A 24398-nucleotide genomic window follows, 5' to 3' on the forward strand; every position below is an offset into this window, starting at 1 on the left:
CGTCTAAGATCGTGCATCATCAGTAGAAAGAGACAAAACGAGGAGACGATCGATGCCAGGGGAAAAACGTTATTGCGCCCGACACCCGCTCGAGCTGCCGGTCTACATCCGTTACCACAAACGCCCATTCCTCACCGCGACGGCGCGTAATGTGTCGGCCGGCGGCCTGTTCTTGTCGGTCAAGGCGCTAACCTTGCCCACCGGGACACCGATCGAACTCGAGTTCCGTTGTCTCGGCAAGCGCTGGCTGCTGCCGGCCCTCGTCATCCATGGTGACAACAGCGGCATCGGCGTCATGTTCACGTCGCCGCAAAGCGAACTGTTCCATGACCTGATCCAGCAGGCCGACGCCTTACCGCAGCCAATCGTCGCCGGCGATACGGGCGAACCGCTTCGCGCCTAACCATCCCGCCAAACCCCCCGTCTCCGCCGGAACCGAACAGAGGCACTCCATCTTCCTTGTCGACTCGGGCTCGGACCCAGCGCCCGCGAGACCTGCTACTGATAGACCCGGTGCGGCAGCCAGGTCGCGAGCGCCGGAAACAGCGCCAGCAGCGCCAGCATCAGCAGCTGGATCAGGATGAAGGGCACGACACCCCGGTAGATCTGGCTGGTACGCAACTCGGGTGGCGCGACCCCGCGCAGATAGAAGAGCGAAAAGCCAAACGGTGGCGTCAAGAACGAGGTCTGCAGGTTGATTGCGATCATCACCCCGAGCCAGACCGGGTCCAACCCCATCGCGAGCAAGACCGGGCCAACGATGGGCACGACGACGAAGGTGATCTCGATGAAGTCGAGGATGAACCCGAGCAGGAACAGCACCAGCATCACCAGCGCCACCGCGCCCACCGTGCCGCCCGGCAGATCGCTCAAGAACTCGGTCACCAGCTCGTCGCCGCCGAAGCCGCGGAAGACCAGCGAGAAGATCGCCGCGCCGATGAAGATCAGGAACACCATGCTGGTCACGATGGTGGTCTGACGCACCACCGCGAACAGGGTCTTAACGCCCAGTTGGCGATGCGAGGCCGCAAGCAGCAAGGCTCCAACCGCGCCGACCGAGGCCGCCTCGGTCGGCGTCGCGATGCCGTAAAGGATCGATCCCAGCACCGCGATGATCAGCGCCAGCGGCGGCAGTAATACCTGTAGCACCCGCAGCCAGAAACGCGCATCGTGCTGCCGCCGCTCCTCAGCGGGGATGGCCGGCACCGCCCGTGGTCGAAACACCGCCACGCCCAGCATGTAGGCGATATAGCCGGCCACCAGCATCAACCCCGGGATTAAGGCGCCCACAAACAGATCGCCCACCGAGACCGTCTCCGGCGAGAAGATGCCCATGTCGAGCTGCGCCTGCTGATAGGCCGAGGAGAGCACATCGCCGAGCAGCACCAGCACGATCGACGGCGGGATGATCTGTCCCAGGGTGCCCGACGCACAGATCGTGCCCGCCGCCACGCTCGGGTCGTAATGGCGCTTGAGCATGGTCGGCAGGGACAAGAGCCCCATGGTGACCACGGTGGCGCCGACGATGCCGGTGCTCGCGGCGAGCAGCATGCCGACAACAGTGACCGAGATGCCGAGTCCGCCGCGCATCGGGCCGAACAACAGCGCCATGGTATCGAGCAGATGCTCGGCCACGCGCGAGCGCTCCAGCATCACCCCCATGAACACGAACAACGGCACCGCGATCAGGGTCTCGTTGGTCATCACGCCGTAGACCCGATTCGGCAGCGCCGCGATAAAGGCGGGATCGAAGTAGCCGAGCCATTCGCCAATCAGGGCCATCGCCAACGCGGTGCCGCCAAGCGATAGCGCCACCGGGTACCCGAGCAGCAGGACGATACCGACGGCCAGCACCAGCAGGATCGGCATCAGCTCAGCCACGAGCACTGGGCTCCCGCCGAGCGCCTGGCTCGTCGCTGTCGTCGCTCTCCGGCGAGTCAGCCGCGTCCGAGGTGGTATCGCCACCGGCAATGAATAACCCATTGCGCAGCACCCAGATCAACCCTTGCAGCAGCATCAGCGCCGGCATCACCAGCAGCAGCGTCTTTAACAGCCAAACGCCTGGAATACCACCCGCCTCGCGCGAGCCCTCGCGGACCGACCAGGCATCGGCCACGTAATCCCAGGACGAGATGAACAGGAACACACAGACGGGCGTCAGCAGGAACAGGGTGCCAAGCAGGTCGACCCAGGCGCGAGCGCGCCGCGAGAAGCGCTGGTAGAGGATATCCACCCGCACATGACCGTTCTGCCGCAGCGTGTAGGCGACGCCGAGCATGAACAGGATCGCGTACATGTAGGTGATCGACTCTTGCAGCGCGATCGAGCCATAGTCAAACCCATAGCGCAGCACCACAACGATGAAGGTGACCAGCACCATCGCCAGCGCCAACCAGGCCACCGCCGCGCCGACCGCGCGGTTGATCCAGTCCAGCCAGTCGGCCAGCCGCAGCACGTGACGCGCCACGCCGGGGACGGATGCACGGCTCATGCGCTCGGCCTCCCCCACGTCGCTACCAGCTGAACAGCAGCCATTGAGGAACCGCGAGATCCGGCTCCTGCCGCTCCTCGACATCAAGAATGCCATCGCCGTTGGTATCCAGCAGAAAATAAGGTGGTCCCACGATGGGCTGGATCTTGACCATGTAGACTTGCCCCTTGACCCGATACTCGTAGACGGTGCCTTCATCGGTCTCGGTGATGGTGACCTCGGGTGCGCTGGCACTATCGCCGGCGTAGGGACCGGGGATCGAGGGCACCTCGGGCGCGGACAAGAAGCCACCCCCACCCTCTTGTGCGAGCAACGCGGCTGGCGCAAACGCCACCGCGAGTAACAGCAGGGCCACGAGGCCATGACGGGCGGGTGTCGGTAAGAATGCGAACGCTGACATGGGCCTCGACCTCGATGCAAAATTGAAACGCCTAGTGTAGCTCGCGGCCCGGTTCGACGCCCAACCCGGTTACCGCCTCACCCTCAATCCCAAGGAATCACTGATGAAAGGCCTCAACCCACGGCAGATCGAGGCCGTGCGCGACTGCCAAGGCCCGCTGCTGGTCATCGCCTGCGCCGGCTCGGGCAAAACCCGTGTGATCACGCACAAGATCGCCCACCTGATCGGCGAGCGCGGGGTCGCGGCGCGCGCCATCGTCGCGCTGACCTTCACCAACAAGGCCGCGCGCGAGATGAAGACGCGCGTCGGCCACCTGGTCAAGGGCCGCGCCGGACATGGACTGCGGGTCTCGACCTTCCACACCTTCGGCCTCGAGCTGCTGCGGCGCGAGATCGCCCACGGCGCGCTGCGCCCGGGCTTTTCGCTGGTCGACCCGCAGGACGGCGAACAGATCCTGAAAGAGCATCTGCGCGAGGCGGACCTGAACGAGGCCACCAGCCCGGCGGCGGCGCTGACGCGCATCTCGCACTGGAAGAACGCCATGATCGACCCCGCGCGCGCCGAGAGCCTGGCCGAGGACGCGTTCGAGGCCGGCCTGGCGCGGCTCTATGCCCGTTACGAGCGCAGCCTGGCCGCCTACAACGCGGTCGACTTCGACGACCTGATCCTGCGCCCGGTGCGGCTGCTGCGCGAGGCCCCAGCGGTGCGCGAGTATTGGCAAGGTCGCATCCGGCATCTGCTGGTCGACGAATACCAGGACACCAACAACGCCCAGTATGAGTTGGTCAAGCTCCTGGTCGGCCCCGATGGTGCCTTCACCGTGGTCGGTGACGACGATCAATCCATCTATGCCTGGCGTGGCGCAAAGCCAGAAAACCTCGCGCGCTTGAAGGACGACTTCCCGCTGCTCAAGGTGATCATGCTCGAGCAGAACTACCGCTCGTCCGGACGCATCCTGAATCTCGCCAATGGTCTGATCGCCAACAACCCGCACCTGTTCGAGAAACAGCTCTGGAGCGCGCTCGGACCCGGCGAGCGCGCGCGCGTGCTCAGCTGCCGCGACGAGACCCACGAGGCCGAACGCGTCGCCAGCGAGATCCTGCACGGGCATCAGACCAAGGGCCGCGCCTATGGCGACTACGCCATCCTCTACCGCGGCAACCATCAGGCGCGCCCGTTCGAGAAGGCGCTGCGAACGCTGAACATCCCCTACTTCCTCTCTGGCGGCAACGCCTTCTTCGCCCGTACCGAGGTCAAGGATGTGATGGCCTATCTGCGCTTGATCGCGAATCCGGATGACGACGCCGCCTTCCTGCGCATCATCAACGTGCCCCGCCGCGAGATCGGCCCCGGCACGCTGGAAAAGCTAGCCGGAGTGGCAGGACAGCGCCAGACCAGCCTGTTCAGCGCCTGCACTGATCTCGCCCTGGCCGAGCATCTGACCGAGCGACAACGCCGACGTCTGGCTGAATTCAAGACCTGGATAGAACACTACCAGCAACGCGCGCGCACCGACCCGCTCGGCGCCGTGCGCGCCCTGGTCGATCAGAGCGACTATCACGGCTGGCTCAAGGACACGAGTTCGAGCCTGAAGGCGGCCGAGCGGCGTATCGAAAACGTCGCCGAGCTGATCGGCTGGCTCGAGGCGCTGCGCAAGGGCGCCGTGCAAGACGGCGGCCTGCCGGAGATGGTCGCCCACCTGACGCTGATGGACGTGCTCGAGCGCCAGGACGAAGAAGACGGCGGCGACCGGGTCTCGCTGATGACCCTGCACGCGGCCAAGGGGCTCGAATTCCCGGAGGTCTTCCTAGTCGGCATGGAGGAGGAACTCTTGCCCCATCGCAGCAGCATCGAGGACGACACCATCGAGGAGGAGCGGCGCCTGGCCTATGTCGGCATCACCCGCGCGCGCCATCGGCTCAACTTCAGCCTCGCGCGCCACCGACGACGCTATGGCGAGCGGGTGCTGTGCGAGCCGAGCCGCTTCCTCGACGAGCTACCGAGCGCCGAGCTGCATCACGTCGACCAGGAGCCCGTGAGCGAAGCCGAGCGGCGCGAGCGCACCAAGGCGCATCTCGCGGCACTCAAGGAACTGCTGGCGCGACCGAGCTGAGTCATGGGGTCGGCGGACACCGGGAGCGCGGCAGCCATGGACGACCACCAGCAATCGCGTTATGCTTCCTGACCACGCGCCTGTAGCTCAGCTGGATAGAGTACTGCCCTCCGAAGGCAGGGGTCACAGGTTCGAATCCTGTCAGGCGCGCCATTTAAATAAACCAGGTAATCCCCCGGCTCTGCCGGGGTGACAGTACCAGTTTGACATTTACGGAAGTCCATCAGGGACACTCCGATCGTGAGCCGCCAAGCACACGATGTTGGAGAGTCCCGATGGACAAGATTGAGAGCCTAAGTCACTCCAAGTGGGAGTGCAAATATCACGTTGTTTTCATTCCAAAATACCGCCGTCCCTTCAGGTCCATGAGCAGCGTGTGCTGCGCAAGCCGCGTTGGCTCTGGGGGCAGCCCCTCTACCTGAGCGCCAAGCGCCTGGAAGACGGCGAATGGCTGCTCATCGCCAGTGACGCCTATGCCGCCCAGGCACTGCAGGAGTCTGCCGAGCGCTGGACGATTGAACCTATAAAGAGCAGTTGGAGCTTGCCCAATCCAGCCTAAGCTGCTGAAATCCATGCACAAGGAAGTGCTTAAGAACGATCTTTCTCTTCACCCTGCGGGTGCACCGCAAAAGGCCCCCGAATCCGACTGCCGAGCCCTCGTTCCAGCTGAAGGCCCGGTGGTCGTCGACACCTTCGGCGGGCGCGTGCATGTGGAGTGGAACGCCGATGCGGCGCTCACCCCACTCGGGCAGCTGCCGTTCTTCGCCGAGTATCTACAACGACATCGCTCTCGAAGCGCCCGATGAGTCCGGGCAGCTGCGCCTGAGCGTCACCGAGGTCGAGGAGAACGTGCGGCTCTATGAGTATGGGGGGCTGGTCACCTCGCTGGAGTCCGAGATCCTCACCGTTGCCGGGCTGTACCGCGACCACGCCGATTGTGAGAACACTTTTATCTGGAGGCCATCACCAGTCGTCCGCTGCTGCTCAATGCCCCGGCGCGGCAGATCATCCATGGGCGCCAGCGCCGCCTGGTCATCAGCCATCAGCACGCTGAAGCCGATTGGGTCGAGCGCGCCTGTCGCAATCTCGCCGCCTTCCTCAGAGGCCTGCGCTTAACTGCGGAGCAGTTGACCCCGATGCAACGCTGGTACCGCATCCTCTCGCGGACGCTGCGAAAGTACCTCCAGGGGCGTGACTTGCAGCCGCCTAGGTCCTCAGGCGCCGCTCAGCCTTCTCTCCCGCACCTGATCGCGGTCGCTCCGGCGACCGCCGAGGGGGGCAACTGCTCTATTTAGGTTGAAGGCTTCTGGAGCGCCCAATGCAGCCTGTTTAGACAGCGTCTAAAAGCTGGAAACGACCTTCGTCACAAGACCAGTCTCCAAAGCCTCGCCGTGCGAGATCCAGTACATCGCATTATTGGGCACCGCAGCGGCCGCTAACGCAATACTGGAGTCGATGCCCATCTCGCGCAGATAGAGTGCCGCGCTGACCACCGAGAATTGTCCACCCTCATGACTGCTCAGGTGCGCGGGCACCCGACTCTGGTGGATGCCCAGGCGCGCGTTGGCGGTCACATAGCGCTCGATGCCTCCAGCCAGCACGTCGACACAGGCCGAGGTGCAGAGTTCATTGACGCCAACCGGCAGCCCGTTCTCGCGCAGCCAGCGGCCAAGGCGCCGCGCCTCGTAAAGTGAGCCACCGGGGCTGTTGATCACCAAGCCCACCGCTTTTTCCCCGCGCAGGCGGGTAATCACCTTATCGGCGAAGCCCGGGTTGATCTCGCCGTCGACCAATAGCCAAGTCTTATCGACGCCCCCGTCCTCGGCAAAGCGCACCAGCCCGGAGGCCGCGCCGGTCCAGGCCGCCAGACGGGCGCAGGCACTGCGCGCCATGTCATACATCTGCTCATGCTGAGCAGGCCGGCTCGCAGCGATCCGCGCCAGCGCATTGGCGCGCTCGATCATCTGCTCGACCTCGAATCCATACTGATCCAGCGCCGCGATCACCACCGCATCGGTCACCGTCCGATCCCCGTTCTGCACTACGCGCAGCAGGTGGCAGGCGGCAATCTCGCTGAGCAATTCATCAACATCAACCCCCTCTGGCAGGGGTGGACTGCCTGCAAGCAACCCGGCACAACCGCTGAGCAGCGAACTCGCGAGGATCAGGATCAACGCCGCGAGCAGCATTCGCATCCGGACATACCCGCTCAGTCGCGCCCGCGCGCCCTTGCCTAGTCCGCTGCTCACCCGTTCAGTCTCGGACCGCAATCCGATCCGCGCGCATCTGCGCCTTGACTGCGGCGATCGGTACTTCGCGGCGATGGAAGATGCCGGCCGCGAGCGCCGCCTCGGCCCCCGTGCGCGCGAAGACCTCGGAGAAATGCGCGGGCTCGCCGGCACCGCTCGAGGCGATGACCGGAATGCCGACGGCCGCGCGCACCGCGCTGATCAGTTCCAGGTCAAAGCCGCTGCCGGTGCCATCGCGGTCGATCGAGTTGAGCAGAATCTCGCCGGCGCCAAGCTGCTCGCAGACGCGCGCCAGTTCGACTGCATCGACATCGCGCCCTTCGCGCCCGCCCTTGACCGTGCACTGGAACCAGCAGAAGCGCTCACCGTTCGGTCCCGGGATCGCGGTCTCGATCACTGGTCGCTCGGTCGCCTCCGGCGAGCGGACATAGACCCGGCGCGGATCGACCGAGATCACCACGGCTTGATTCCCGTACACCCGGGCGATCTGCTCGATGGCGCTGCGCTCGTCGCCGCCGCCGCGCGCGCGGACCTCTTCGACCGTGCCGACCGCATCCGAACCGATCGAGATCTTGTCGGCGCCGGAGCGGAAATACTCGCCGGCCACATCGAGCGCGCTGTAAGCATGTCCCTCGGCATCGGTGAAGGCGCGGATGCCACCGCCAATGGTCAGCGGCACGAAGACGTTCTCCGAGGTGCGCCGCAAGACCTCGAGCATCGGTTGATCCGAGAGCGGAAAATCACGGAACGCGGTGATATTGAGGAAGGTGATCTCATCGGCGCCCTCCTCGTAGTAGCGACGCGCGAGTTCGACCGGCTTGCCGAGGTTGCGCACCTCGCCGCCGGACTCGCGCACGTCGTACTGATCGCCTTTGGTGACGACCAGATCGCCGGCATCGTTGCTGCGCACATCCAGGCAGGCGATCACGCGCTTGGCGAGTTGCGTCGGCTCCACATGACTCGGCCCAGCATGGCCCGGTTCGGCACTTGCGGACGTGTGGCGAAGGGACGCCTCATTCGCGACGGCGGAACTAGCCGCTGCCGGCGGCCGCACGGCCTCGCCGCTGAGGAAGCGGCGCAGCACCTCGAGCCCAGCCGCGCCGCTCTTTTCCGGATGGAATTGGACTGCGGCGACGCGTCCGCGCTGGACCGCGCTGATGAAGGTGCCGCCGTAGTCGGTCTCGGCCAGCGTCCAGGCCGCATTCTCGGCTGTGGCCTCGGCATGATAGGAATGCACGAAGTAGAAGCGTTGCTGCTCCAGTCCCGCGAGCAGGGCCCCTTTGCGCTGCAGCCGCAGGCCGTTCCAGCCCATGTGCGGGACCGCGAGCCGCGAGTCGGTGAAGCGGCGCACCTGACCTGGAATCAGTCCAAGCCCCGGCACGCCGGGCGACTCCTCGCTGCCCTCGAAGAGACTTTGCAATCCGATGCAGATACCGAGGAAGGGTCGATCCGCCGCCAGATAGGCCTTCAGCGGTTCGGTGTAGCCCAGCGCCTCAAGGCGCTGCATCGCCGCGCCGAACGCGCCGACGCCAGGGAAAATCAGATAGTCGGCGTCGAGGATATCGGCCGGGCGGCGAATATCGGTCAGCTCGAAGCCGAGCTTGGCGATGGCGTTGCGGACGCTGCGCACGTTACCAGCGCCGTAGTCGAGAAGCGAGATCATGAGGATGAGACAGCCAGGGCAATCGTTCGAAGCCGAAGTTTAGCAGTCGACGGCCGCATCAGATATCGATGCCCTCGGCCTCGACCACCCGGGCCAGCGCCGCTTCCATGGTCGCGCGGGCGCGGGCGGTGGCCGCGTGCAAGAAGGCATGCAAGGCGGCGTCGTCGGCGTTGCGGTTTTCGCACTCGCGGCTGTACTGCTCGAACGCGACTAGGCTCGCGACCAGATGCACCAAATGGTGTGGGCACTCGCAGCGTATCGTCGGCGAAGCGATCGCGATCCGCGCGAGAGTGGCGCTGTCGTACAAGCGCGGGGGGATCGGCGAGGCCAGGTCCACGCCGTCGAGGATCGCCTCCGGCGTCGGCGCCTTCTCGCTGCCGTGCAGGGCCGCGCACCAGCGCGCGAGTTCGGTCACATCCACCGGCGCGCGCTTGGTGACAATGCGTTGTGACTCGAGTCGCTCGACCGCAGCGCGCGCCGCGAAGCCATAGATCACCAATCCCCGCGCGGCGCCGGAGGCGGTGATGAGATCGATCATCTGCGCGACCCGATCGAGCTGCAGCGTTGGCCGCTCGAGCACCAGCAGATCCACCCTGAGGTCGGCGATCGCGGCATGGAAATGATGCTCGTCCTCAAAGGCCCCGACTAGTTCGACGCCCTTGCCCAGGGTCGCGACGCGCGCATCGTCGCGCGTCAACAGGGTGGGCAGCGTCGATCCGAGCACGGCGACACGGCAGGGGGGCCGATCGGCATCAGCGGCTGGAATGAGGTGGAGGCCGCGCGAGCGCTCCTGCAACTGCGCCAGATTCAGGGCGGCGACATGGCTGATGGCGTCGCCGTTATCCACCAATCGCTTGATCAGCGTCAGGCGACCAACATCTTCCGCCGAGTAAAGCCGCGTGCCAGCCTCCGAGCGGATCGGCTCCACCACCGCGTAGCGCCGCTCCCAGACGCGCAAGGTATCGGGCGGAATCCCGGTGAGACGGGCCACCGCGCCGATCCGATAGGTCTGGCCGTTGAGCGGCTGTTCGGCATCTGTCAAGGCCATATCCTCTTTGGAGCTATGTTGTCTCTATGTTGAAGCGTTATCGCCGTAAGCGGTCGAATAACTGGCGGACCCAGAAGGAACTGGGCGCCAGACTGAGATAGACCAACAGCAGAATCGCAACCTGATACCACAGCATCCCCATCCAGATTGGGGTCACCCCCGTCTCGAGCCAGTTCTCGGCGAGATGTTGCAGATTGAAGAACGCGAAATAGGTTAAGAACGCGAGCATCAGTCGGCCGGTACCGCGTTGTCGCGGCGAAAGCGTGGTGAGCGGAATCGCGAGCAGCGCGAGGGCGTAGATCGCGACCGGGGCCGCGAGGCGATGTCCAAGCTCGGCGCGGTCGAGCAGCGACTCCGAGCCGATGAGTTCACGCGTTGGTAGCGCGGCGCGGCGTCGACGCTCGACCTCAGTCTGACTCTCGGGCGCGAGAAAGTAGGTGTAGCGATCGAACTCGCCCAGGCTGTAGTTGGCCGTTCCGGGATCACCGTCATAGCGGCGCCCATCCTCAAGGATGACGCGCTGTTCGCCGGTGTTGAGATCGCGCTGATAGACGCCTCGGCTGCTGATGATGAGGCGCGGTGGGTCGGCGCGGCGATCCTGGATAAAGATCCCCTCGAAGCGATTGCTGTTGTCGATGCCAGCGGCGTAGAAGGTGATGTTGCCATCATCCTGCTGGTAAAAGCGTCCAGCGCGCAGGCCGGCAATTTGGGTTGATCGCTCACCCTTGGTGTCTTCGATGATCTGGATGTGCAGCGAGGCGTAGGGTTGGCCAACCAAGGCAAACCAGCCAGTGATGAGGGACAGTGGCACCGCGAACAGCAGGAAGGCGCGGTACAGCCGCACCGGCCCGAAGCCACAGGCGCCGAAGGCGATCAACTCGCTATCGCGAGCGAGGCGGCCGAGCGTGACGAGGGCGGCGATGAAGAACGCCGGCGGCAGCAGGCTCGCGGTGTCGCGCAGCACCTGCAGGCCGAGGTAGCGCAGCACGGCGTCGCTGCCGAGGGCACCCAGGTTGACGTCCTCAAGGGTGCGCAGCAGGAGCATGCTGACCATGATCATGAGCAGGGTCAGGATGATGGCCGAGAAGACCTTGGTGATCTCGACGAACAGATAACGGTCGGCGACGCTTAGCACTGTGGGCTCTCATCGACGACGAGCATCGCTGTCCGGTTTGCGTACCAAGCCATCAGCGCGAGACGCTCAGGGCACCAAAGGCAGCGGTGGCCTGAGCGACGAACGCCTCCCCATCGGACGCCTCCCGCGCGTGCTCGATGAAGAGCGCGGCCAACCCCCGTTGCTCGGCCAACTCTAGGCCGCGCTCGGGTCCGAGCACCAGCAGCGCGGTGGCCCAGGCGTCGGCCTGCATGCAGTCGTCCGCTAAGACCGTCACCGAGGCCAGCCGATGACCGACCGGCCGGCCGGTGGCGGGATCGATGGTATGTGCATAGCGCTGGCCATCGATCTCGACGAAATTCCGATAATCGCCCGAAGTCGCCATGCCGAGGTCGCGCAAGGCGACGACCTGGAACACCGCGCGCTGGCTCGCCTCGGGACGCTCGATCGCGATCCGCCAGGGCTCGCCGCGACCGTTGACTCCACGTCCGCGCAGCTCGCCGCCGATCTCGACCAGGTAATCGTCAACGCCCTGTGACTCGACCAGCGCCGCAAGCTGATCGACCGCGTAGCCCTTGGCGATGGCCGAGAGGTCGACATAGAGATCGGGTCGCGACTTGCGCAACGCCGGCGGCCGCGCCTGCATCTCGAGCTGACGCCAGCCGACCCGCGCGCGCGCGGCTTGGATATCGCCCGCTGTTGGGAGATCCTCGGTGCGTGGCGCCGGCCCGAATCCCCAGAGGTTCACCAACGGCCCGACGGTGACATCGAAGGCCCCGGCGCTCGCCTCGCTCACCGTCCGCGCCGCCTCGATCACCGCCACCAGCTCCGGCGAGACTAGGAACCACTCGGTGACGTCCGCGTGATTGAAGCGCGAGAGTTCCGAGCCGGGCTGGTAGGTCGACATCAGCTTGTTGATGTCCGCCAACCGCACGGTGATCTGCTCGGCCAGCGCGTCGCGGTCCACGGCGGCGGGTGGCTCGACGATCTGCACGCTGTAGCTCGTGCCCATGGTCGAGCCGCGCAGCACCAGAACGCGCGGGTCCTCGGCCCGCTCGCAGCCAGCGAGTAATCCCGCAAGTAACAGCGCCCCACAGAGCACGCCCAGCACGCGGCACCCGCGCGCCACCGACCTGCGCATTCCCTGCCATGCCCCCTGCCATATGCGGACGAGCGACGAAGGACAGTCGTGCCGAGGTGCGACGGATTCATCAGGAGACGTGACGATCATGCGGATAACACCGGAAGTTGTTGAACACACAAGCCCGAGCGCGGGGCTCAGCAAAGAGAGCGGCCAACCTAGAGCCATAGATGCTTTATGATAAACCACTCCGCTGCGAAGGCCGCCCCAGCAACCCAGCGCGGCATACCGAGCCGTCCGCCACGATGCATGCTTCTGGCCCATCACCGCTATCGCGCCGATTCGCTCGGCCGCGCAACGCACTGCAACAGCGAGTGAGTGCGTTCAGCGGGTCAAGTGAACGTACCGGCACGAGCAGCCCGGCACTGCGCCTCATCGACTATCTGCGATTGCAGCCCTATGGACGGACACTGCTAACACCTGCCGCAGCGGCCTGGATCGGCTCCGCGCGGATGGTGATCCTGCTGATGGCCAGCCTCGAAGGCTTCGTCTGGGGCGCCGTCGGCTTCTCGTTGGTGCCCGAGGCTACAGCCTGGCTCGCGCCGTTGATCGGGCTGTTCCTGTTCGCGTTGATGTTCTCGGTCATCTGGATCCTCGACGTCTCGCTGATCATGTCCGAGAAGCCCCGCTTGCGCGGCCAAGCGCGGCCAGGCGCGGAGCGCGTCGGCATCACGCTGGGCAATGCCGGCCCACGGCTGCGCTGGCTCGTCGGGCTGCTGGTGCGGATCGCGATCGTTGCTATCTCGCTCTATGTCACCGCACCTTTCATCGAGAAACTGATTCGTGCCGATGACATCACCGCCTGGCACCAGGCCCAAGTCGAGCGCTACTTCGACGAGCGAGAACGCGTGCTGCGCGCGCAGATTGAGGAGCGCGTCGCGCAACATGAGGCGGGCTATCGCGCCCGCATCCAGGGCATCGAGCAGCAGATGCGCGATCTCCAGGAAGAGCTGGCCGCAGAACGCGAGCGTCGCGATCAACTCAGCGCCGATGAGCGCCCCGAGATCGAGGTGCTCACCCAGGACCTCGCCGAGGCCCGCAAGCGGGTCGGCGATGAGCTGCTCGGGCGCGAAGGCCGGCCCCAAGGCTATGGCCCCGAGGCGCGCCGCTGGGAGGTGCAGGCACAGGCGCTGGAAGACACCCTGGCTGCTAAACGCCGCGAACTCGCCGAGCGCCTGGCACCGATCGAGGCACGCATCCAAGAGCTGCGCCAGCGCCTCGATGCCCTCAATGCCGACAGCTTAGCGGTGCGCGACCAGGAACGCGCCCTGCTCGAGCGCATCGCCGACGAGGTCGAGGCCGAGCAACCCCCAGCCTCGCCGCCCAAACTCACCTTTGCCGCGCAATCCAAGGCCCTGAATGCGCTGCGCGAAAGCCCCGCCGAGCAAGGCGTGCCCCATTTCGAGACCGTCGAAGGCTTCGCTCAGGCCGCGCTTGGCATCCTGTTCTTCGCGTTGATCGCGCTCAAGCTATTCGAGCCGGCCGCCGTGCAGGCTTACTACAGCGAGACCGTTCAGGTCCAATACCGCCATTATCTCAACGGCGACTTGGCCGATATCCCGGGTTTCTGGCATCCTCAAGACGCGAAGCGTCGGCTCTCGCCGGCCGAGTTCGCGCGCCGCTGGGAGCAGTGGGAGCGCGACCCCGCCGCGTTTGTTGCCGACCACCGCTCTGAACTCGAGGCGCAGGCGCATCTTGCACGGCTCAGCGCCGACCACACGCACGAGCGCGAGTTGCTCAGCCGCCGCCGCGAGGGCATCGATCATCAGCTCGCGCTCGAGCATCGGCAGCGCGAGGCCGAACTCAAGGCCCGCGAGCACGAGCTTGCGCTGCGGCTCCAGCAGATGAAAGCCCGTCTCGGCGACGAAACCGACCTGCAGCGCGAGCGCGATCGTCTGCAGTTGGAGCGCGAACGCCAGGATCAGGCCCTGGCCCAGACCGAGACCGAACGCAAGCATCACGATCAGCAGCGAGACGACCTGCGCCAGCGCCTCGAGCGCCATCGCGCCCAGCTCACCCAAGCGCGCGAGCAGCAACTGCGCCTTGCGCGAACCCTCGCCGACAATCAGCAAGCCATCAGCGCGGCGCGCAAGGCGGCGGCCTCCATCGAGGCCAAGATCACGGCCAAGCAGCCCGGGCTGGAGGCCTCGCGCGTTGAACTCGCCGCCGTCGCACAGCAGCGCGCGGCGACGGGTTCACAGGGCTACTTCGGGCCCTTGGCGGCTCGTGCGCGGACCCTGCGGCGCACCATCAAGCGCCTTGAGCGCGCCTTGGGGCCGGATCAGAAGGCGCTCGACGAGCAGCATGGCCGCCTCATCGTGCTTGAGGCCGAGGCCGAACAACTGCAACAGGCCATTGAGGACAGCCGCGCCAACGCGCTGGAGCTTCGCCGCTGCTGCGATGACGAGCGCGCCGCGCTCGATGCTCTCCTGCTCATACCGGCGTCGCGGCGCGATCCGAGCCCGCCGGCGACCGCGATCACATCAGTTTGACCACCTGCTGGTTGCGCAGCCCCAGTACCTGTTGCGCGAGATCGATCGCCTGCTCGGCGAACTGATCCAGGCGCTGCCAACGGTCGGCGGTGTCGAGCACATCGGTCAGGCTGGCGCTGATCACCCGCAGATCATAGGCGCCCTGGGCACGCCGCTCCGCCGACGCCTGCTCGCTGGTCACGTAGAGCACGGGCTCTTGTTCGCCCATGGGCACCAGCGCCAGGATGAAGTGATAGCGGCGCTCGTCATCGGTCTCGATCTCGCCCAGGAGCGTTGCGGTATGGTCGCCGATCTGATAGCGCTGTTTCGGCAGGGCGGTCTTGATTTGGGGTCGATCCTGCATGGTCTTGCTCCGTTGATCATAGAAGGTCACAGTGTGGGGACCAAGGGCGACCGCCTCCAGTGCTCATGGCTGCCGGGCCCTCAGCTCGGCTAACAGCCGGCGCACGATCCCCGGGCCGCGATAGATGAGTCCGGTATAGAGCTGGACCAGATCGGCGCCCGCCGCAAGCTTCGCGGCCGCGTCTTCTGGCGCGAAGATGCCTCCAGTTCCGATCAGCACCGGCCCCGTCCCCAATGCCTTGCGCACTTGCCCCAGCAGCTCGGTACTGCGCACGAACAAGGGCCGTCCCGACAGGCCACCGCTCAGGCCCTCGGTCGAGGTGTTGAGCCCATCGAAGCGGATCGTCGTATTGGTGAGGATCAGACCGGCGCAACCGGCATCGAGCGCCGTCTCGGCACAGGCGATGGCGTCCTCGTCGGCCAGATCCGGCGCCAGCTTCAACAACACCGGCCGTGGTTTGCGCAGACGCTGGTTTGGCCCCTGCACCGCATCCACCAGCACGCGGACCTGCTCCGTGGTTTGCAGATCCCGCAGCCCGGGCGTATTCGGGCTTGAGATGTTCACTACGAGATAATCGGCCAACTCGGCGAGCAAGGCGCAGCTGCGCTGGTAATCCGTCGCCGCCTGCTCGGGCGGCGTCACCTTGGACTTGCCCAGATTGACCCCGAGCGGCACTTGCAGGATTTCTCGCTCACGCAGACGCGCCAAGCGCACCGCCATCGCTTCGGCACCGGCGTTATTAAAGCCCATGCGGTTGATCAACGCCGCATCGGCCGGCAGTCGAAACAGACGCGGGCGCGGATTGCCAGGCTGGGCCAGGGCCGTGACCGTACCGACCTCGACAAAGCCGAACCCCAAGCGCTGCCACAGCGGCACCGCCTCCGCATCCTTATCGAGCCCGGCCGCCAGCCCGATCGGATTCGCGAAGCGCAGTCCCATCTTCTCGACCCCTAGCGCTGGAGCCCGTGCCACATCCGAGGCGCCAAGCCGGCCGCTGAAATGCTTTGACCAACGCGCGGCCAATGTGAGGGCAAGGCCATGCGCCCGCTCCGCATCGAGCCGAAACAAGAGTGGACGCAACAGCCCCCATAGCAGTCCAGATTCGGCTCCAGGGCCTGGCCCCGCAGACACCGAGTGTGCCCTTTTTGTCGACATGGTTCGTCTCGATTCAGCCTGTTGATGCTCGGCCCTTGATGTGAAGCGACCTAAAGCGCCGACCGCCCTACAAGCGTCGGCGCCAATCCTTCAGCACTATACCGGACCGCCAAACGCAATCCGAATGTGCATCGGTTTCGCAAATCGAGCGCATCAGCCCCACGTCTAGGGTGACCCCCTAACCAGCAGGAGAACCCAAACGATGTACAGCGTATCAACCAAGGTCAGCACCGGCTTCGATGAGACCATCGAGCGCGTCACCCAGGCGCTAAAAGACGAAGGCTTCGGTGTGCTCAGCGACATCGATGTGGCCAAGACCCTGAACAGCAAGCTCGGTGTGGATCAAGCCCCCTATCGCATCCTCGGTGCCTGCAACCCGAAGCTGGCGCACCAGGCAATCACCGCCGAGCCCGATATCGGCGCGCTGCTGCCCTGCAATGTCGTCGTGCGCGTGGACGATGAGGGCGACGTGCGCGTGCTGTTCATGGACCCGTTGACCGTCCTCGGATTGGTCGACAATCCCCAGATTCCCGAACTCGCCGCGAAGGTCCGCGAACGCCTTGACCGTACGATGGAAGCGATCAAGTAGTCACCCTAGATGCGCCGGCGCCGGGCAGATGCTGGGCGAATCCATCCCGTGCTGAGCGGATCATCCAACCTATTCGCCGCGAGAGCGCCGGCTCGCGCTGGAGTCCGAGCACGTTTTACGCGCTCGCCTGTACCTCGCGCGCGAGCCGATAGACGCGCTCGATGAAGTGTTCCATACCGGCTTGACGGTTGGCGCTCAGATGCTCGGTTAGCCCGAGGCGAGCGATGTAGTCGCCCGGATCGGTCGCGAGCACCTGTTGCGGCGTTCGATGCTGGAAGGGCACCAGCAGCAGCGCCACCAAGCCCCGCACCAGCGGGGTCTCCGCATCGGCGCGATATTCGAGACGCGCCGGGTCGCCGGGCCGAGGGCCGGCGGTGAGCCAGGTGCGGGTGTTGCAACCGGGTACCAGATTGGCCTCTTGGTGCTCCTCATCGCTGACCGGGACCAGCTCGCGCGCGAGTTCGCCGATGAACTCGTAACGCGCGTCCCACTCATCAAGCAGCTCGAAGGCGTCGAGGATGTCCTGGGTCGTCATGATGTGCTCCGATTAGGTTCACTCTCTAGATCCAATGCATCGATGCTCGGCGGCAGCCCCGCAGCGACATCAGCAATGCCGATCCCCTCCTGCGCCGAACGCTCCTTCTTGGCCTCGGCACGCAGCAGGGTGCCGGCGTAGAACGCGAGCATGCGCTCGGCGAGCACCGGTGCGGACCAACGACGCGCATAGGCGCGGGCACGCACGGCGAGCTGGGCCCGCAACTCGGGCTCATGCAGCAGTCGCAGGCATTGCTGGGCAAAATGGCCCTCGTCATGCTGGGCGATCAGGCAGCCCTCGCTGTCGCGCAGCACCTCGCGCGTGCCCATCTCGGCGATCGCAACCACCGGCGTGCCCAGCGCCATGGACTCCAGCAGCACCAGGCCCTGGGTCTCGGTCAGCGAGGAGAAGACGAAGGCCTTACCCGCGCTGTAACAGTCTTCGAGCGAGCCGTCGCGCGCCAGATAGCCGGTGAACAACACTTGCTCCCGCAGCCCGAGCCGATGGGTGAGCCGTTGCAAGCGCTTCAGGGCGGGGCCATCGCCGGCGATCACCAACAGCACGTCCGGCATCTCGGCCTTGACCCGCACCAGCATGCGCAGCAAAAAGTCGCAGTTCTTCTCGAACGCCAGCCGTCCGACATGGACCAGCAGCGGGCGCTCGGCGGCGATCCCCCAGCGCTGGCGGAAGCGCTCACCGTCGCCCCGGCTGAACTTTTCCAGATCGATCCCGGTCGGCACCACATCGGCCGGACGCTGGATGCCATAGCGGGTGAGCACATCGAGCATCACCTGCGAGGGCACCGCGAGGGCATCGACATCATTGCACTGCTCGGCGGAGAAACGCCGCGCCGCGAAGCGCAGCCAGGCCCCGGGGATCAAGGGGATGTACTTATCCAGGTACTGCTCGAAGAAGGTGTGATAGCTTTCCACCACCGGTATCGAGAGCCAACGCGCCAGCGCCAACCCGGCGTAGTGGGCAACGAAGGGGGTGTGAATGTGAACCAGATCAAAGCGTTGCGCGCGCAAGCGCTGGCGATAGCCGCGCAACAACCCCCAACGCATGATGCGATCCTCGGGGTCGAACGGGAGGTAACGCGATGGAACGCGGATGATCTCGAACGGGTCCAACGGGTCCAACGGGTCCGGGATCTCGACGCCATAGCTGGGCGTGATCAGCGTCACCTGATGCCCCTTGGCGACGAGTTCGCGACCAAAGGTCTGAATAGACGTCGACACCCCATTGACGCGGGGGAAGTAGACGTCCGAAATCATCAAGACACGCATCGGCAGACCAGACCTCGCAAAGACCCGTGGCGCGCGGGCGCAAAGTTACAGATGGTACCAGCTCGACGTTGGGCAGGGCGGCTTTCGATTTCCAGGGTCGGGCGCCTCCTCTTGCTCCTGCTGCTCGCGGGAACCAGTCAGAGCGCGCTCGCGCTGAAGCCCACGCTCTGGGGCTACGGCGTACGCAGCTGCGCCGCGTATGAGCGGGCCAGCGCCGCCGACGACGGCGACACGGCGGAGTATCAACGCTATGAAGACTGGGTGACCGGCTTCGTCTCCGGGCTCAACCTGGCCCTCGATGAGGATGTGCTCAGCGGTTCCGGGATCGACACCCTGATGCGCCGCATCCTGAGCCACTGCAAAGCCAACCCCGAGGATGATGTCTTCACTGCCAGCATGGAGGTGGTGCGCCTGCTGAGTTCATTGCGCTGAGCCGGCGGCGGCGCCCCAGAAGCCTTTCGAGCCCGGGACTTGGCCGCCGCGATTGGGATGTCAGACAGCTTCTCAGCAGATGCGCGGCAGTTGCTCGCCGGCCAGCCAATCGACGATGCGGCTGCCGCCGAACGCGGTCTCCATCTGCACGAACTGATGCGGGTCGGCGACCACCTGGCCGATGATCGCCGCCTCCCGGCCCTTGGGATGGGCGCGCATCGCCGCGAGTAGGGTCTCAGCCCGATCGCCGGGGCAGATCGCGATCAGCTTGCCTTCATTGGCGACATAGAGGGGGTCGAGGCCAAGCAGCTCGCAGGCGGAGCTGACCTCGGCGCGAACCGGGATCGCGGGTTCGCGGATCTGCATGCCGACCCGCGATTGCAGCGCCAGTTCGTTGAGGGTGGTCGCCAAGCCGCCACGGGTCGGATCGCGCAGGCAATGGATGTCCGGCACGGCCTCGATCATCGCGGCCACAAGATCATTCAGTGACTGGCTGTCGGAGGCGATCTCGGTCTCGAAACCAAGGTTCTCGCGTTTTGAGAGGATGGCGACGCCGTGGTCGCCGATGCTGCCGCTGACCAGGATCGCATCGCCGGGTCGGGCACGATCGCCACTGATCTGGATGCCGTCCGGCACCACGCCGATCCCGGTCGTCGAGATGAAGCAGCCATCGCCCTTGCCGCGCTCGACGACCTTGGTGTCGCCCGCGATCACCTGCACGCCGGCCGCACGGGCGGCGGCACCCATGCTGGCGACGATGCGCTCGAGATCGGTCAGCGGCAGCCCCTCTTCAAGGATGAAGCTCGCGGTCAGATAGAGCGGACGGGCGCCGGCCATGGCCACATCGTTGACGGTACCGTGCACCGCCAGCGCGCCGATATCGCCTCCCGGAAAGAACAGCGGCGAGATCACATGGCCATCGGTGCTGGTGACCAGGCGACCGGGCGGCGGCTCGAACAGCGCCTGATCATTACCTTGCGCCAGTAGTGCGTTATTCAGATGCACGCGAAACAGCTCGTCGATCAGTTGCGCCATCGCACGGCCACCACTGCCGTGGCTCATATCAACGGTGCCGTGCTTGATATCGAGTCGGCAGGCGAAACGGCGTGGCGCCGGCGACTGCTTGGTGTCCGCACTGGCCATCAGGCGACACCCGCAGTCGTGGCCGCCGGCTGCCCTGATGGCTGACCCGGCGCCTGGCCCGATGGCCGAGCAGTTTGCCGAAACCGCCCATAGCTCCAATAGGCGGCACAGGCCCCTTCCGAGGAAACCATGCAGGCACCCATCGGATTCTCCGGCGTGCAAACGGTGCCGAAGAGCTTGCAGTCGGTCGGCTCCATCACACCGCGCAGCACGCTCGGGCATTCGCAGCCCTTGATCTCGCGGCCGCTGCTCGGCGCGACCGGGAAGCGCTGCTCGGCATCGAGATCGGCATAGGCCTCGGCAATGTGCAGCGCACTCCCTGGCAGGAAACCGAGCCCGCGCCATTCGAAGGTCTCGCGTGGGCGGAAGACCTCCGCCATCAACGCCTGGGCCTTACGATTACCGTCGCGGGTCACCGCGCGCGTGTACTGGTTCTCGACCCGCGCCTGGCCACTGTTGATCTGACGAATCAGCATCAGCGCGCTCTGCATCACATCCAGCGGCTCGAAACCGGCAATCACCACCGGCTTGCCGAACTCGGCCGGCACGCATTCATAGGACCGGCTGCCGATCACCGTGCTGACATGCGAGGGGCCGAGGATGCCATCGAGCTGCACGCCCGCGTTGTCGCCAGACGTCTCTTTGGCGGCGGCGAGAATGGTGCCGAGCGCGGCCGGCGTGAGGACATGATTGCAGTAGACCGAGAAGTTCTCGAGCCCCTCGGCGCGGGCGGTCTTGAGCGCGACCGCCGTCGGCGGTGTGGTGGTCTCGAAGCCGATCGCGAACAGCACGACTTGGCGCTCTGGCGCCCGGCGCGCGATGGTCAGCGCGTCCTGGGTCGAGTAAATCATGCGGATGTCGGCGCCCTCGGCCTTGGCTTTGAGCAGGCTCTTGCGCTCGCTGGCCGGCACGCGCATCAGGTCGCCGTAGGTGCAGAGCGTGACCCCGTGTTCGACGGCCATGGCGATGGCCTGATCGATGCGCGCCATCGGCAGCACGCAGACCGGACAGCCAGGGCCGTGCACGAAGCGGACATTGGCCGGCATCAGGTCCTGGACCCCATAGCGGAAGATGGCGTGAGTATGACCGCCGCAGAACTCCATCAGCCGATAGGTCCGAGCGGGATCGGCCTCGGCGCTGATGCTCCGGGCCAGTCCCCGCGCCAGATTGCCGTCGCGGAATTCATCGATGTATTTCATCGGCCCGGCTCCGAGTTGGTGGCATGCTCTGAGTGGGTGGCATCCAGCTCGGTGGCCTGATTGGCCTGATGGGTCTGATCGATCAATTCGGCTTCGTGATCGGCCAGTTCGGCAGCCTGATCAGCGAGTTCGCCGATCTCGCGCATCATGGCCAGCGTGCGCTCGGCCTCCTCGGCGCTGATCTTGTTCAACGCATAGCCGACATGGACGAGGACGAAATCGCCGACCTCGGCATCCTCGATCAGCGCCAGAGAGACGGGCCGGCGCACACCACCAAGCGAGACGGTAGCGACGTCGGTTGCCGGATCGAGCGCAAGGATCTGGGCGGGAATGGCAAGACACATAGGCGATGATCCGAAGGGGCTGAGCGACGCCGGCGGCGTTCAGAAGAAAATAATGGACTTTGACCAAAACGACAAGCCCCGCCCTTCTAGGGCGGAGGTCTTCAATCGGGCCTGTTCTGGTCTCGGTTGGAGCGCCATCAGTGCTACTCGCAAAGTAGCTGGGGAACCAACATGCATTTTTCGATTTCGCTACCGAGCGTCGTCCACGGTTGAGTTTCATGCAGCCCAACAGTTGATTAAGCCTCAATCGCTCGGCTTGATAAGTTCCAAGCTGGCCAAAACAGACATGGCAAAGTCTGTTTTAGATGCAGGTTGGCACATGCTCAAAACACAGTTGAAGTATAAAGCCATTGGGCAGTCAGTTGTGTTTGCGGAAGTCAGCGAAATGTACAGTACCCAGACCTGTTCGTGCTGCGGGTGCATTCCCGACAGCAGTCCGAAAGGTAGAGCAGGTCTTGGAGTAAGGCATTGGGTGTGCTCGGACTGTGGAGCAGAACATGATCGCGACGTGAATGCCGCGATCAATATACTCAATGCCGGATTGGGGTGCCAATCTCACTAGACGAAGTCCCTACGATTGCCGGGAATCTCCCGGCTTCAGCCGGGGGAGGCATCAAAGAAAGTTGGTAGTCGACACAGGGATCGACTGCGGTGATGTAAAGCCGGGCTAGGCGTTCGAGTTCCGGCCCCTGGACACCGCTGCGCGCGATGGCGGCAAGCCCCTGAGCGACCACGCCCTTGGGGTGAAAATTCCACTCAGTTGGGGCCAGGACCTGATACTGCTCGACCCGGCCAGCCGCGATGCGGACGCGATGCACGAGCAGCCCGCGGGCGGCTTCGGCCACGCCGATGCCAACGCCTGCATCTACCTCGGCATCAACGCCAGCCTCTTTTATCGCCAACTGAACTGCGCTGCCCGGATTGTCCATTCCGGCGTCCAGGGTGGCCTCAAGCCCGCGCGCGCTCTGTGCCAGATCGACGAGGAGCGCCATCAGCCGCGTGAGCAAGCCATTGCCGTACTCGGCGAGCAGGGCTGCGATGAGCGGTTGCGCGGCCACCCGCGCCAAGGGGCCGGTTTCGGCGCATTCCTGCTGCCAGTGGGGCGCGGCGATGAACGAATCGGCGTCGGCATTCGCTAACGACTCTGCGAGCCACCGCCAAGGCGCTTCCGGCAGCCTCGCAACTGCGTTTGCACCACACGCAAAAAGCCCCTGCGCGAACACCGCGCGCACCAAGCCAGCCGCTGGGGTTCGGGTCTGCTCAGCCCAGCGCCGCACCGCCGCCGGACGATCCAGCGCTTGCAGCCAGGCATCTGGCACGGTGCCCAATGCCTGCTCGGTGACCAGGTCCAGCAGCGCGCTCGAATCGAGAGCGGCGGCGGTGCTCTGCTCGGCCTGTTGCGGATGCACTGTGAAAGGGTCAGCGACCGCTTGCTGAGCTTGACGCAGCGCCATGAAGGCACGCATGACCTGCGGCATCGCCGACGCTGCAGGCGACCTGGCCTGAGTCGCCGCCAAGATCCGTGGCCAGTCGAGTAATAACCGCCACAGATGTTCCTTGATCGTCTCGGCATGCACCAATGCCTGGCGGCGCGCCAAAACGGCCGCGCTCGGCCGGCGGCCGAGCGCCTGCTCGCAGGCACCGACACAGGCCGCCGCCTGCGCGGTCCCACAAAGGCTGAAGAGCGTCGGCAACTGACGCACGACCTCGGCGGGCGACTTACCGGCGAAGACGCGCGCGGCGGTCACCGGGCGGCTTGAGTGAATGGTAACCGCGCTGCTGCCCGTATCCAGGCGAATCTTGAGCTGGCCGGCGAGATCGGACATCGAACACACCAGGTTTACCGTGCATGACAAGCGGTTTCTCTTCCAGCGCCGCGCCGTAAGCACCAGGAACAAGCGCTGGCACAGACCTAATTCCAAATCACATCCTGCAGTTTAACCAACGCGCAAGCACTGATAGCCCTGTAGACTAAGGGCTTTTGATCGATGGACAGCCTCCCGGATGCTTGACCCCGACCAACTTGCGGCCCTGCGCGCGCCAATCCAGTTCGAGGCCGACCCGCGCGGGCAACGGCTGCGGTTCGAATCGACCTGGGGACTGTTCTCCCCACGCGAGATTGATGAAGGCACTCGCCTGCTGCTGCAGCATGTGCGGGTCGCGCCGGAGGCCGACTGTCTCGACCTCGGCTGCGGCTATGGCCCCATCGGGCTGACCCTGGCGGCACTGGCGCCGCATGGCCAGACCCTGATGATCGACAAGGACTTCGTCGCTGTCGACTTCGCCCAGCGCAACGCCACCCTGAACGGCCTGAAGAACGCCAGCAGCCTGTTGAGCAATGGCTTCGCGCAGGTGCCGCCCGAGGCGCGCTTCGACCTGATCGCCAGCAATGTCCCGGCCAAGGTCGGCAAGGAGCTGCTCTCGATCCTGCTGCACGATGCCCATGCACGCCTGCGCCCGGGCGGCCAGCTCTATCTGGTGACCATCAGTGGTCTACGCGCCTTCTTCAAGCGCAACCTGCAAGAGGTTTTCGGCAACTACGACAAGCTCAAGCAGGGCGCCCATTACACGGTCGCATTAGCGCAACGCATTGACCGCTGATCTGGCAGCCCCGCGAGCGAGGGTTTAGACTTCGCAGGCTTAGCATTCCAAAGCGCAACA

The 24398-nt window shown here is 65.2% G+C and carries 25 protein-coding genes, 1 tRNA gene and 1 pseudogene; 11 read left to right on the forward strand and 16 right to left on the reverse strand.

The window, feature by feature from the left end:
- Positions 1 to 52 precede the first annotated feature (52 nt).
- Positions 53 to 403: a PilZ domain-containing protein gene (locus AC54T3_RS04045; protein ID WP_496622555.1), complete on the forward strand. Its 351-nt coding sequence runs from the start codon at positions 53 to 55 to the stop codon at positions 401 to 403.
- A gap of 95 nt (positions 404 to 498) precedes the next feature.
- Here the strand turns inward: AC54T3_RS04045 and AC54T3_RS04050 are convergent, their stop codons facing one another.
- Genes AC54T3_RS04050 through AC54T3_RS04060 form a run of 3 tightly spaced genes read right to left on the reverse strand, consistent with a single transcriptional unit; the run spans position 499 to position 2891 of the window.
- Positions 499 to 1881 carry a TRAP transporter large permease gene (locus AC54T3_RS04050; protein ID WP_496622557.1) on the reverse strand — a complete coding sequence of 461 codons (1383 nt, stop codon included), beginning with the start codon at positions 1879 to 1881 and terminating at the stop codon, positions 499 to 501.
- Positions 1874 to 2491, reverse strand: coding sequence for a TRAP transporter small permease subunit (locus AC54T3_RS04055; protein ID WP_496622559.1), 618 nt, complete (start codon positions 2489 to 2491; stop codon positions 1874 to 1876). Before AC54T3_RS04055 ends, AC54T3_RS04050 begins: the two co-directional genes overlap by 8 nt.
- 22 nt (positions 2492 to 2513) lie before the next feature.
- On the reverse strand, positions 2514 to 2891 hold the full coding sequence (locus AC54T3_RS04060) for a DUF2782 domain-containing protein (protein WP_496622561.1): 378 nt from the start codon (positions 2889 to 2891) through the stop codon (positions 2514 to 2516).
- A gap of 103 nt (positions 2892 to 2994) precedes the next feature.
- On the opposite strand from AC54T3_RS04060, the gene AC54T3_RS04065 reads away from it, so the two are divergent.
- From AC54T3_RS04065 to AC54T3_RS04085, 5 genes and pseudogenes are all read left to right on the forward strand, one after another.
- A complete protein-coding gene (locus AC54T3_RS04065; RefSeq protein WP_496622563.1) occupies positions 2995 to 5004 on the forward strand; it encodes a UvrD-helicase domain-containing protein in 2010 nt (669 codons plus the stop codon).
- Between the two features lie 76 nt (positions 5005 to 5080).
- Positions 5081 to 5157: transfer RNA gene (locus AC54T3_RS04070), tRNA-Arg, on the forward strand.
- Positions 5158 to 5279: 122 nt separating this feature from the next.
- Positions 5280 to 5357, forward strand: a pseudogene (locus AC54T3_RS04075) (IS200/IS605 family transposase); the annotation flags it as partial.
- A 23-nt stretch (positions 5358 to 5380) separates the two neighbouring features.
- Positions 5381 to 5563: a hypothetical protein gene (locus AC54T3_RS04080; RefSeq protein WP_496622564.1), complete on the forward strand. Its 183-nt coding sequence runs from the start codon at positions 5381 to 5383 to the stop codon at positions 5561 to 5563.
- Between the two features lie 13 nt (positions 5564 to 5576).
- Positions 5577 to 5810 (forward strand): hypothetical protein, encoded by a 234-nt coding sequence (locus AC54T3_RS04085; RefSeq protein WP_496622565.1) that lies wholly within the window; start codon positions 5577 to 5579, stop codon positions 5808 to 5810.
- A 534-nt stretch (positions 5811 to 6344) separates the two neighbouring features.
- Here the strand turns inward: AC54T3_RS04085 and AC54T3_RS04090 are convergent.
- The 5 genes from AC54T3_RS04090 to AC54T3_RS04110 are packed head-to-tail and all read right to left on the reverse strand — an operon-like array spanning position 6345 to position 12219.
- Complete coding sequence (locus tag AC54T3_RS04090; protein ID WP_496622567.1) at positions 6345 to 7253, reverse strand: COG3904 family protein; 909 nt, start codon at positions 7251 to 7253, stop codon at positions 6345 to 6347.
- Between the two features lie 4 nt (positions 7254 to 7257).
- A complete protein-coding gene (gene hisF, locus AC54T3_RS04095; protein WP_496622569.1) occupies positions 7258 to 8916 on the reverse strand; it encodes an imidazole glycerol phosphate synthase subunit HisF in 1659 nt (552 codons plus the stop codon).
- 58 nt (positions 8917 to 8974) lie between these two features.
- Positions 8975 to 9964, reverse strand: coding sequence for a MerR family transcriptional regulator (locus AC54T3_RS04100; protein ID WP_496622571.1), 990 nt, complete (start codon positions 9962 to 9964; stop codon positions 8975 to 8977).
- A 37-nt stretch (positions 9965 to 10001) separates the two neighbouring features.
- Positions 10002 to 11099 (reverse strand): LPS export ABC transporter permease LptF, encoded by a 1098-nt coding sequence (gene lptF, locus AC54T3_RS04105; protein WP_496622573.1) that lies wholly within the window; start codon positions 11097 to 11099, stop codon positions 10002 to 10004.
- Between the two features lie 52 nt (positions 11100 to 11151).
- Positions 11152 to 12219: an FAD:protein FMN transferase gene (locus AC54T3_RS04110; protein WP_496622574.1), complete on the reverse strand. Its 1068-nt coding sequence runs from the start codon at positions 12217 to 12219 to the stop codon at positions 11152 to 11154.
- 314 nt (positions 12220 to 12533) lie between these two features.
- Here AC54T3_RS04110 and AC54T3_RS04115 point away from each other — a divergent pair, with 314 nt between their 5' ends.
- A complete protein-coding gene (locus AC54T3_RS04115) occupies positions 12534 to 14711 on the forward strand; it encodes a coiled-coil domain-containing protein (RefSeq protein ID WP_496622576.1) in 2178 nt (725 codons plus the stop codon).
- Here the strand turns inward: AC54T3_RS04115 and AC54T3_RS04120 are convergent.
- Both AC54T3_RS04120 and AC54T3_RS04125 read right to left on the reverse strand, forming a co-directional pair.
- Positions 14698 to 15054, reverse strand: coding sequence for a hypothetical protein (locus tag AC54T3_RS04120; RefSeq protein WP_496622578.1), 357 nt, complete (start codon positions 15052 to 15054; stop codon positions 14698 to 14700). The two genes, AC54T3_RS04115 and AC54T3_RS04120, sit on opposite strands and share 14 nt — an antisense overlap.
- A gap of 63 nt (positions 15055 to 15117) precedes the next feature.
- Positions 15118 to 16134, reverse strand: a complete 1017-nt coding sequence (locus AC54T3_RS04125) for a quinone-dependent dihydroorotate dehydrogenase (RefSeq protein ID WP_496622580.1) — start codon at positions 16132 to 16134, stop codon at positions 15118 to 15120.
- 277 nt (positions 16135 to 16411) lie between these two features.
- Here AC54T3_RS04125 and AC54T3_RS04130 point away from each other — a divergent pair, with 277 nt between their 5' ends.
- Positions 16412 to 16798, forward strand: a complete 387-nt coding sequence (locus tag AC54T3_RS04130) for a DUF302 domain-containing protein (RefSeq protein WP_496622582.1) — start codon at positions 16412 to 16414, stop codon at positions 16796 to 16798.
- A gap of 115 nt (positions 16799 to 16913) precedes the next feature.
- Here the strand turns inward: AC54T3_RS04130 and AC54T3_RS04135 are convergent, their stop codons facing one another.
- Positions 16914 to 17333, reverse strand: coding sequence for a SufE family protein (locus AC54T3_RS04135; protein WP_496622584.1), 420 nt, complete (start codon positions 17331 to 17333; stop codon positions 16914 to 16916).
- On the reverse strand, positions 17330 to 18619 hold the full coding sequence (locus tag AC54T3_RS04140; RefSeq protein ID WP_496622585.1) for a glycosyltransferase: 1290 nt from the start codon (positions 18617 to 18619) through the stop codon (positions 17330 to 17332). Before AC54T3_RS04140 ends, AC54T3_RS04135 begins: the two co-directional genes overlap by 4 nt.
- Positions 18620 to 18730: 111 nt before the next feature.
- Here AC54T3_RS04140 and AC54T3_RS04145 point away from each other — a divergent pair, with 111 nt between their 5' ends.
- Positions 18731 to 19051 carry a hypothetical protein gene (locus AC54T3_RS04145; protein WP_496622587.1) on the forward strand — a complete coding sequence of 107 codons (321 nt, stop codon included), beginning with the start codon at positions 18731 to 18733 and terminating at the stop codon, positions 19049 to 19051.
- Positions 19052 to 19123: 72 nt separating this feature from the next.
- Here AC54T3_RS04145 and hypE read toward each other — a convergent pair whose 3' ends face one another.
- The 3 genes from hypE to AC54T3_RS04160 are packed head-to-tail and all read right to left on the reverse strand — an operon-like array spanning position 19124 to position 21737.
- Entirely contained in the window at positions 19124 to 20194 is a 1071-nt protein-coding gene (hypE, locus tag AC54T3_RS04150; RefSeq protein ID WP_496622588.1) for a hydrogenase expression/formation protein HypE, read from the reverse strand.
- Positions 20194 to 21393: a hydrogenase formation protein HypD gene (hypD, locus tag AC54T3_RS04155; RefSeq protein WP_496622590.1), complete on the reverse strand. Its 1200-nt coding sequence runs from the start codon at positions 21391 to 21393 to the stop codon at positions 20194 to 20196. The genes hypE and hypD overlap by 1 nt, the downstream gene beginning before the upstream one ends.
- Entirely contained in the window at positions 21390 to 21737 is a 348-nt protein-coding gene (locus tag AC54T3_RS04160; protein WP_496622591.1) for a HypC/HybG/HupF family hydrogenase formation chaperone, read from the reverse strand. Before AC54T3_RS04160 ends, hypD begins: the two co-directional genes overlap by 4 nt.
- A gap of 52 nt (positions 21738 to 21789) precedes the next feature.
- Between AC54T3_RS04160 and AC54T3_RS04165 the strand changes: the two genes are divergently transcribed.
- Complete coding sequence (locus AC54T3_RS04165; RefSeq protein ID WP_496622725.1) at positions 21790 to 22299, forward strand: RNA-guided endonuclease InsQ/TnpB family protein; 510 nt, start codon at positions 21790 to 21792, stop codon at positions 22297 to 22299.
- On the opposite strand, the gene AC54T3_RS04170 is transcribed toward AC54T3_RS04165, so the two are convergent.
- Positions 22268 to 23563, reverse strand: coding sequence for a nickel-dependent hydrogenase large subunit (locus AC54T3_RS04170; RefSeq protein WP_496622593.1), 1296 nt, complete (start codon positions 23561 to 23563; stop codon positions 22268 to 22270). The two genes, AC54T3_RS04165 and AC54T3_RS04170, sit on opposite strands and share 32 nt — an antisense overlap.
- Positions 23564 to 23741: 178 nt before the next feature.
- On the opposite strand from AC54T3_RS04170, the gene AC54T3_RS04175 reads away from it, so the two are divergent.
- Positions 23742 to 24338 carry a class I SAM-dependent methyltransferase gene (locus AC54T3_RS04175; protein WP_496622595.1) on the forward strand — a complete coding sequence of 199 codons (597 nt, stop codon included), beginning with the start codon at positions 23742 to 23744 and terminating at the stop codon, positions 24336 to 24338.
- Positions 24339 to 24398 lie beyond the last annotated feature (60 nt).

The sequence above is a fragment of the Halochromatium sp. NSM3 genome, from assembly GCF_059621085.1.

What these genes read in the sequence shown, in the direction of transcription:
- hypE (WP_496622588.1), bottom strand. Translation starts at nt 20,194, where the DNA reads ATGGCCAGTGCGGACACCAAGCAGTCGCCGGCGCCACGCCGTTTCGCC.
- AC54T3_RS04175 (WP_496622595.1), top strand. Translation starts at nt 23,742, where the DNA reads ATGCTTGACCCCGACCAACTTGCGGCCCTGCGCGCGCCAATCCAGTTC.
- AC54T3_RS04110 (WP_496622574.1), bottom strand. Translation starts at nt 12,219, where the DNA reads ATGCGCAGGTCGGTGGCGCGCGGGTGCCGCGTGCTGGGCGTGCTCTGT.
- AC54T3_RS04140 (WP_496622585.1), bottom strand. Translation starts at nt 18,619, where the DNA reads ATGCGTGTCTTGATGATTTCGGACGTCTACTTCCCCCGCGTCAATGGG.
- AC54T3_RS04160 (WP_496622591.1), bottom strand. Translation starts at nt 21,737, where the DNA reads ATGTGTCTTGCCATTCCCGCCCAGATCCTTGCGCTCGATCCGGCAACC.
- AC54T3_RS04120 (WP_496622578.1), bottom strand. Translation starts at nt 15,054, where the DNA reads ATGCAGGATCGACCCCAAATCAAGACCGCCCTGCCGAAACAGCGCTAT.
- AC54T3_RS04170 (WP_496622593.1), bottom strand. Translation starts at nt 23,563, where the DNA reads ATGTCCGATCTCGCCGGCCAGCTCAAGATTCGCCTGGATACGGGCAGC.
- hisF (WP_496622569.1), bottom strand. Translation starts at nt 8,916, where the DNA reads ATGATCTCGCTTCTCGACTACGGCGCTGGTAACGTGCGCAGCGTCCGC.
- AC54T3_RS04100 (WP_496622571.1), bottom strand. Translation starts at nt 9,964, where the DNA reads ATGGCCTTGACAGATGCCGAACAGCCGCTCAACGGCCAGACCTATCGG.
- AC54T3_RS04055 (WP_496622559.1), bottom strand. Translation starts at nt 2,491, where the DNA reads ATGAGCCGTGCATCCGTCCCCGGCGTGGCGCGTCACGTGCTGCGGCTG.
- AC54T3_RS04165 (WP_496622725.1), top strand. Translation starts at nt 21,790, where the DNA reads ATGGACTTTGACCAAAACGACAAGCCCCGCCCTTCTAGGGCGGAGGTC.
- AC54T3_RS04130 (WP_496622582.1), top strand. Translation starts at nt 16,412, where the DNA reads ATGTACAGCGTATCAACCAAGGTCAGCACCGGCTTCGATGAGACCATC.
- hypD (WP_496622590.1), bottom strand. Translation starts at nt 21,393, where the DNA reads ATGAAATACATCGATGAATTCCGCGACGGCAATCTGGCGCGGGGACTG.
- AC54T3_RS04065 (WP_496622563.1), top strand. Translation starts at nt 2,995, where the DNA reads ATGAAAGGCCTCAACCCACGGCAGATCGAGGCCGTGCGCGACTGCCAA.
- AC54T3_RS04135 (WP_496622584.1), bottom strand. Translation starts at nt 17,333, where the DNA reads ATGACGACCCAGGACATCCTCGACGCCTTCGAGCTGCTTGATGAGTGG.
- AC54T3_RS04045 (WP_496622555.1), top strand. Translation starts at nt 53, where the DNA reads ATGCCAGGGGAAAAACGTTATTGCGCCCGACACCCGCTCGAGCTGCCG.
- AC54T3_RS04060 (WP_496622561.1), bottom strand. Translation starts at nt 2,891, where the DNA reads ATGTCAGCGTTCGCATTCTTACCGACACCCGCCCGTCATGGCCTCGTG.
- AC54T3_RS04085 (WP_496622565.1), top strand. Translation starts at nt 5,577, where the DNA reads ATGCACAAGGAAGTGCTTAAGAACGATCTTTCTCTTCACCCTGCGGGT.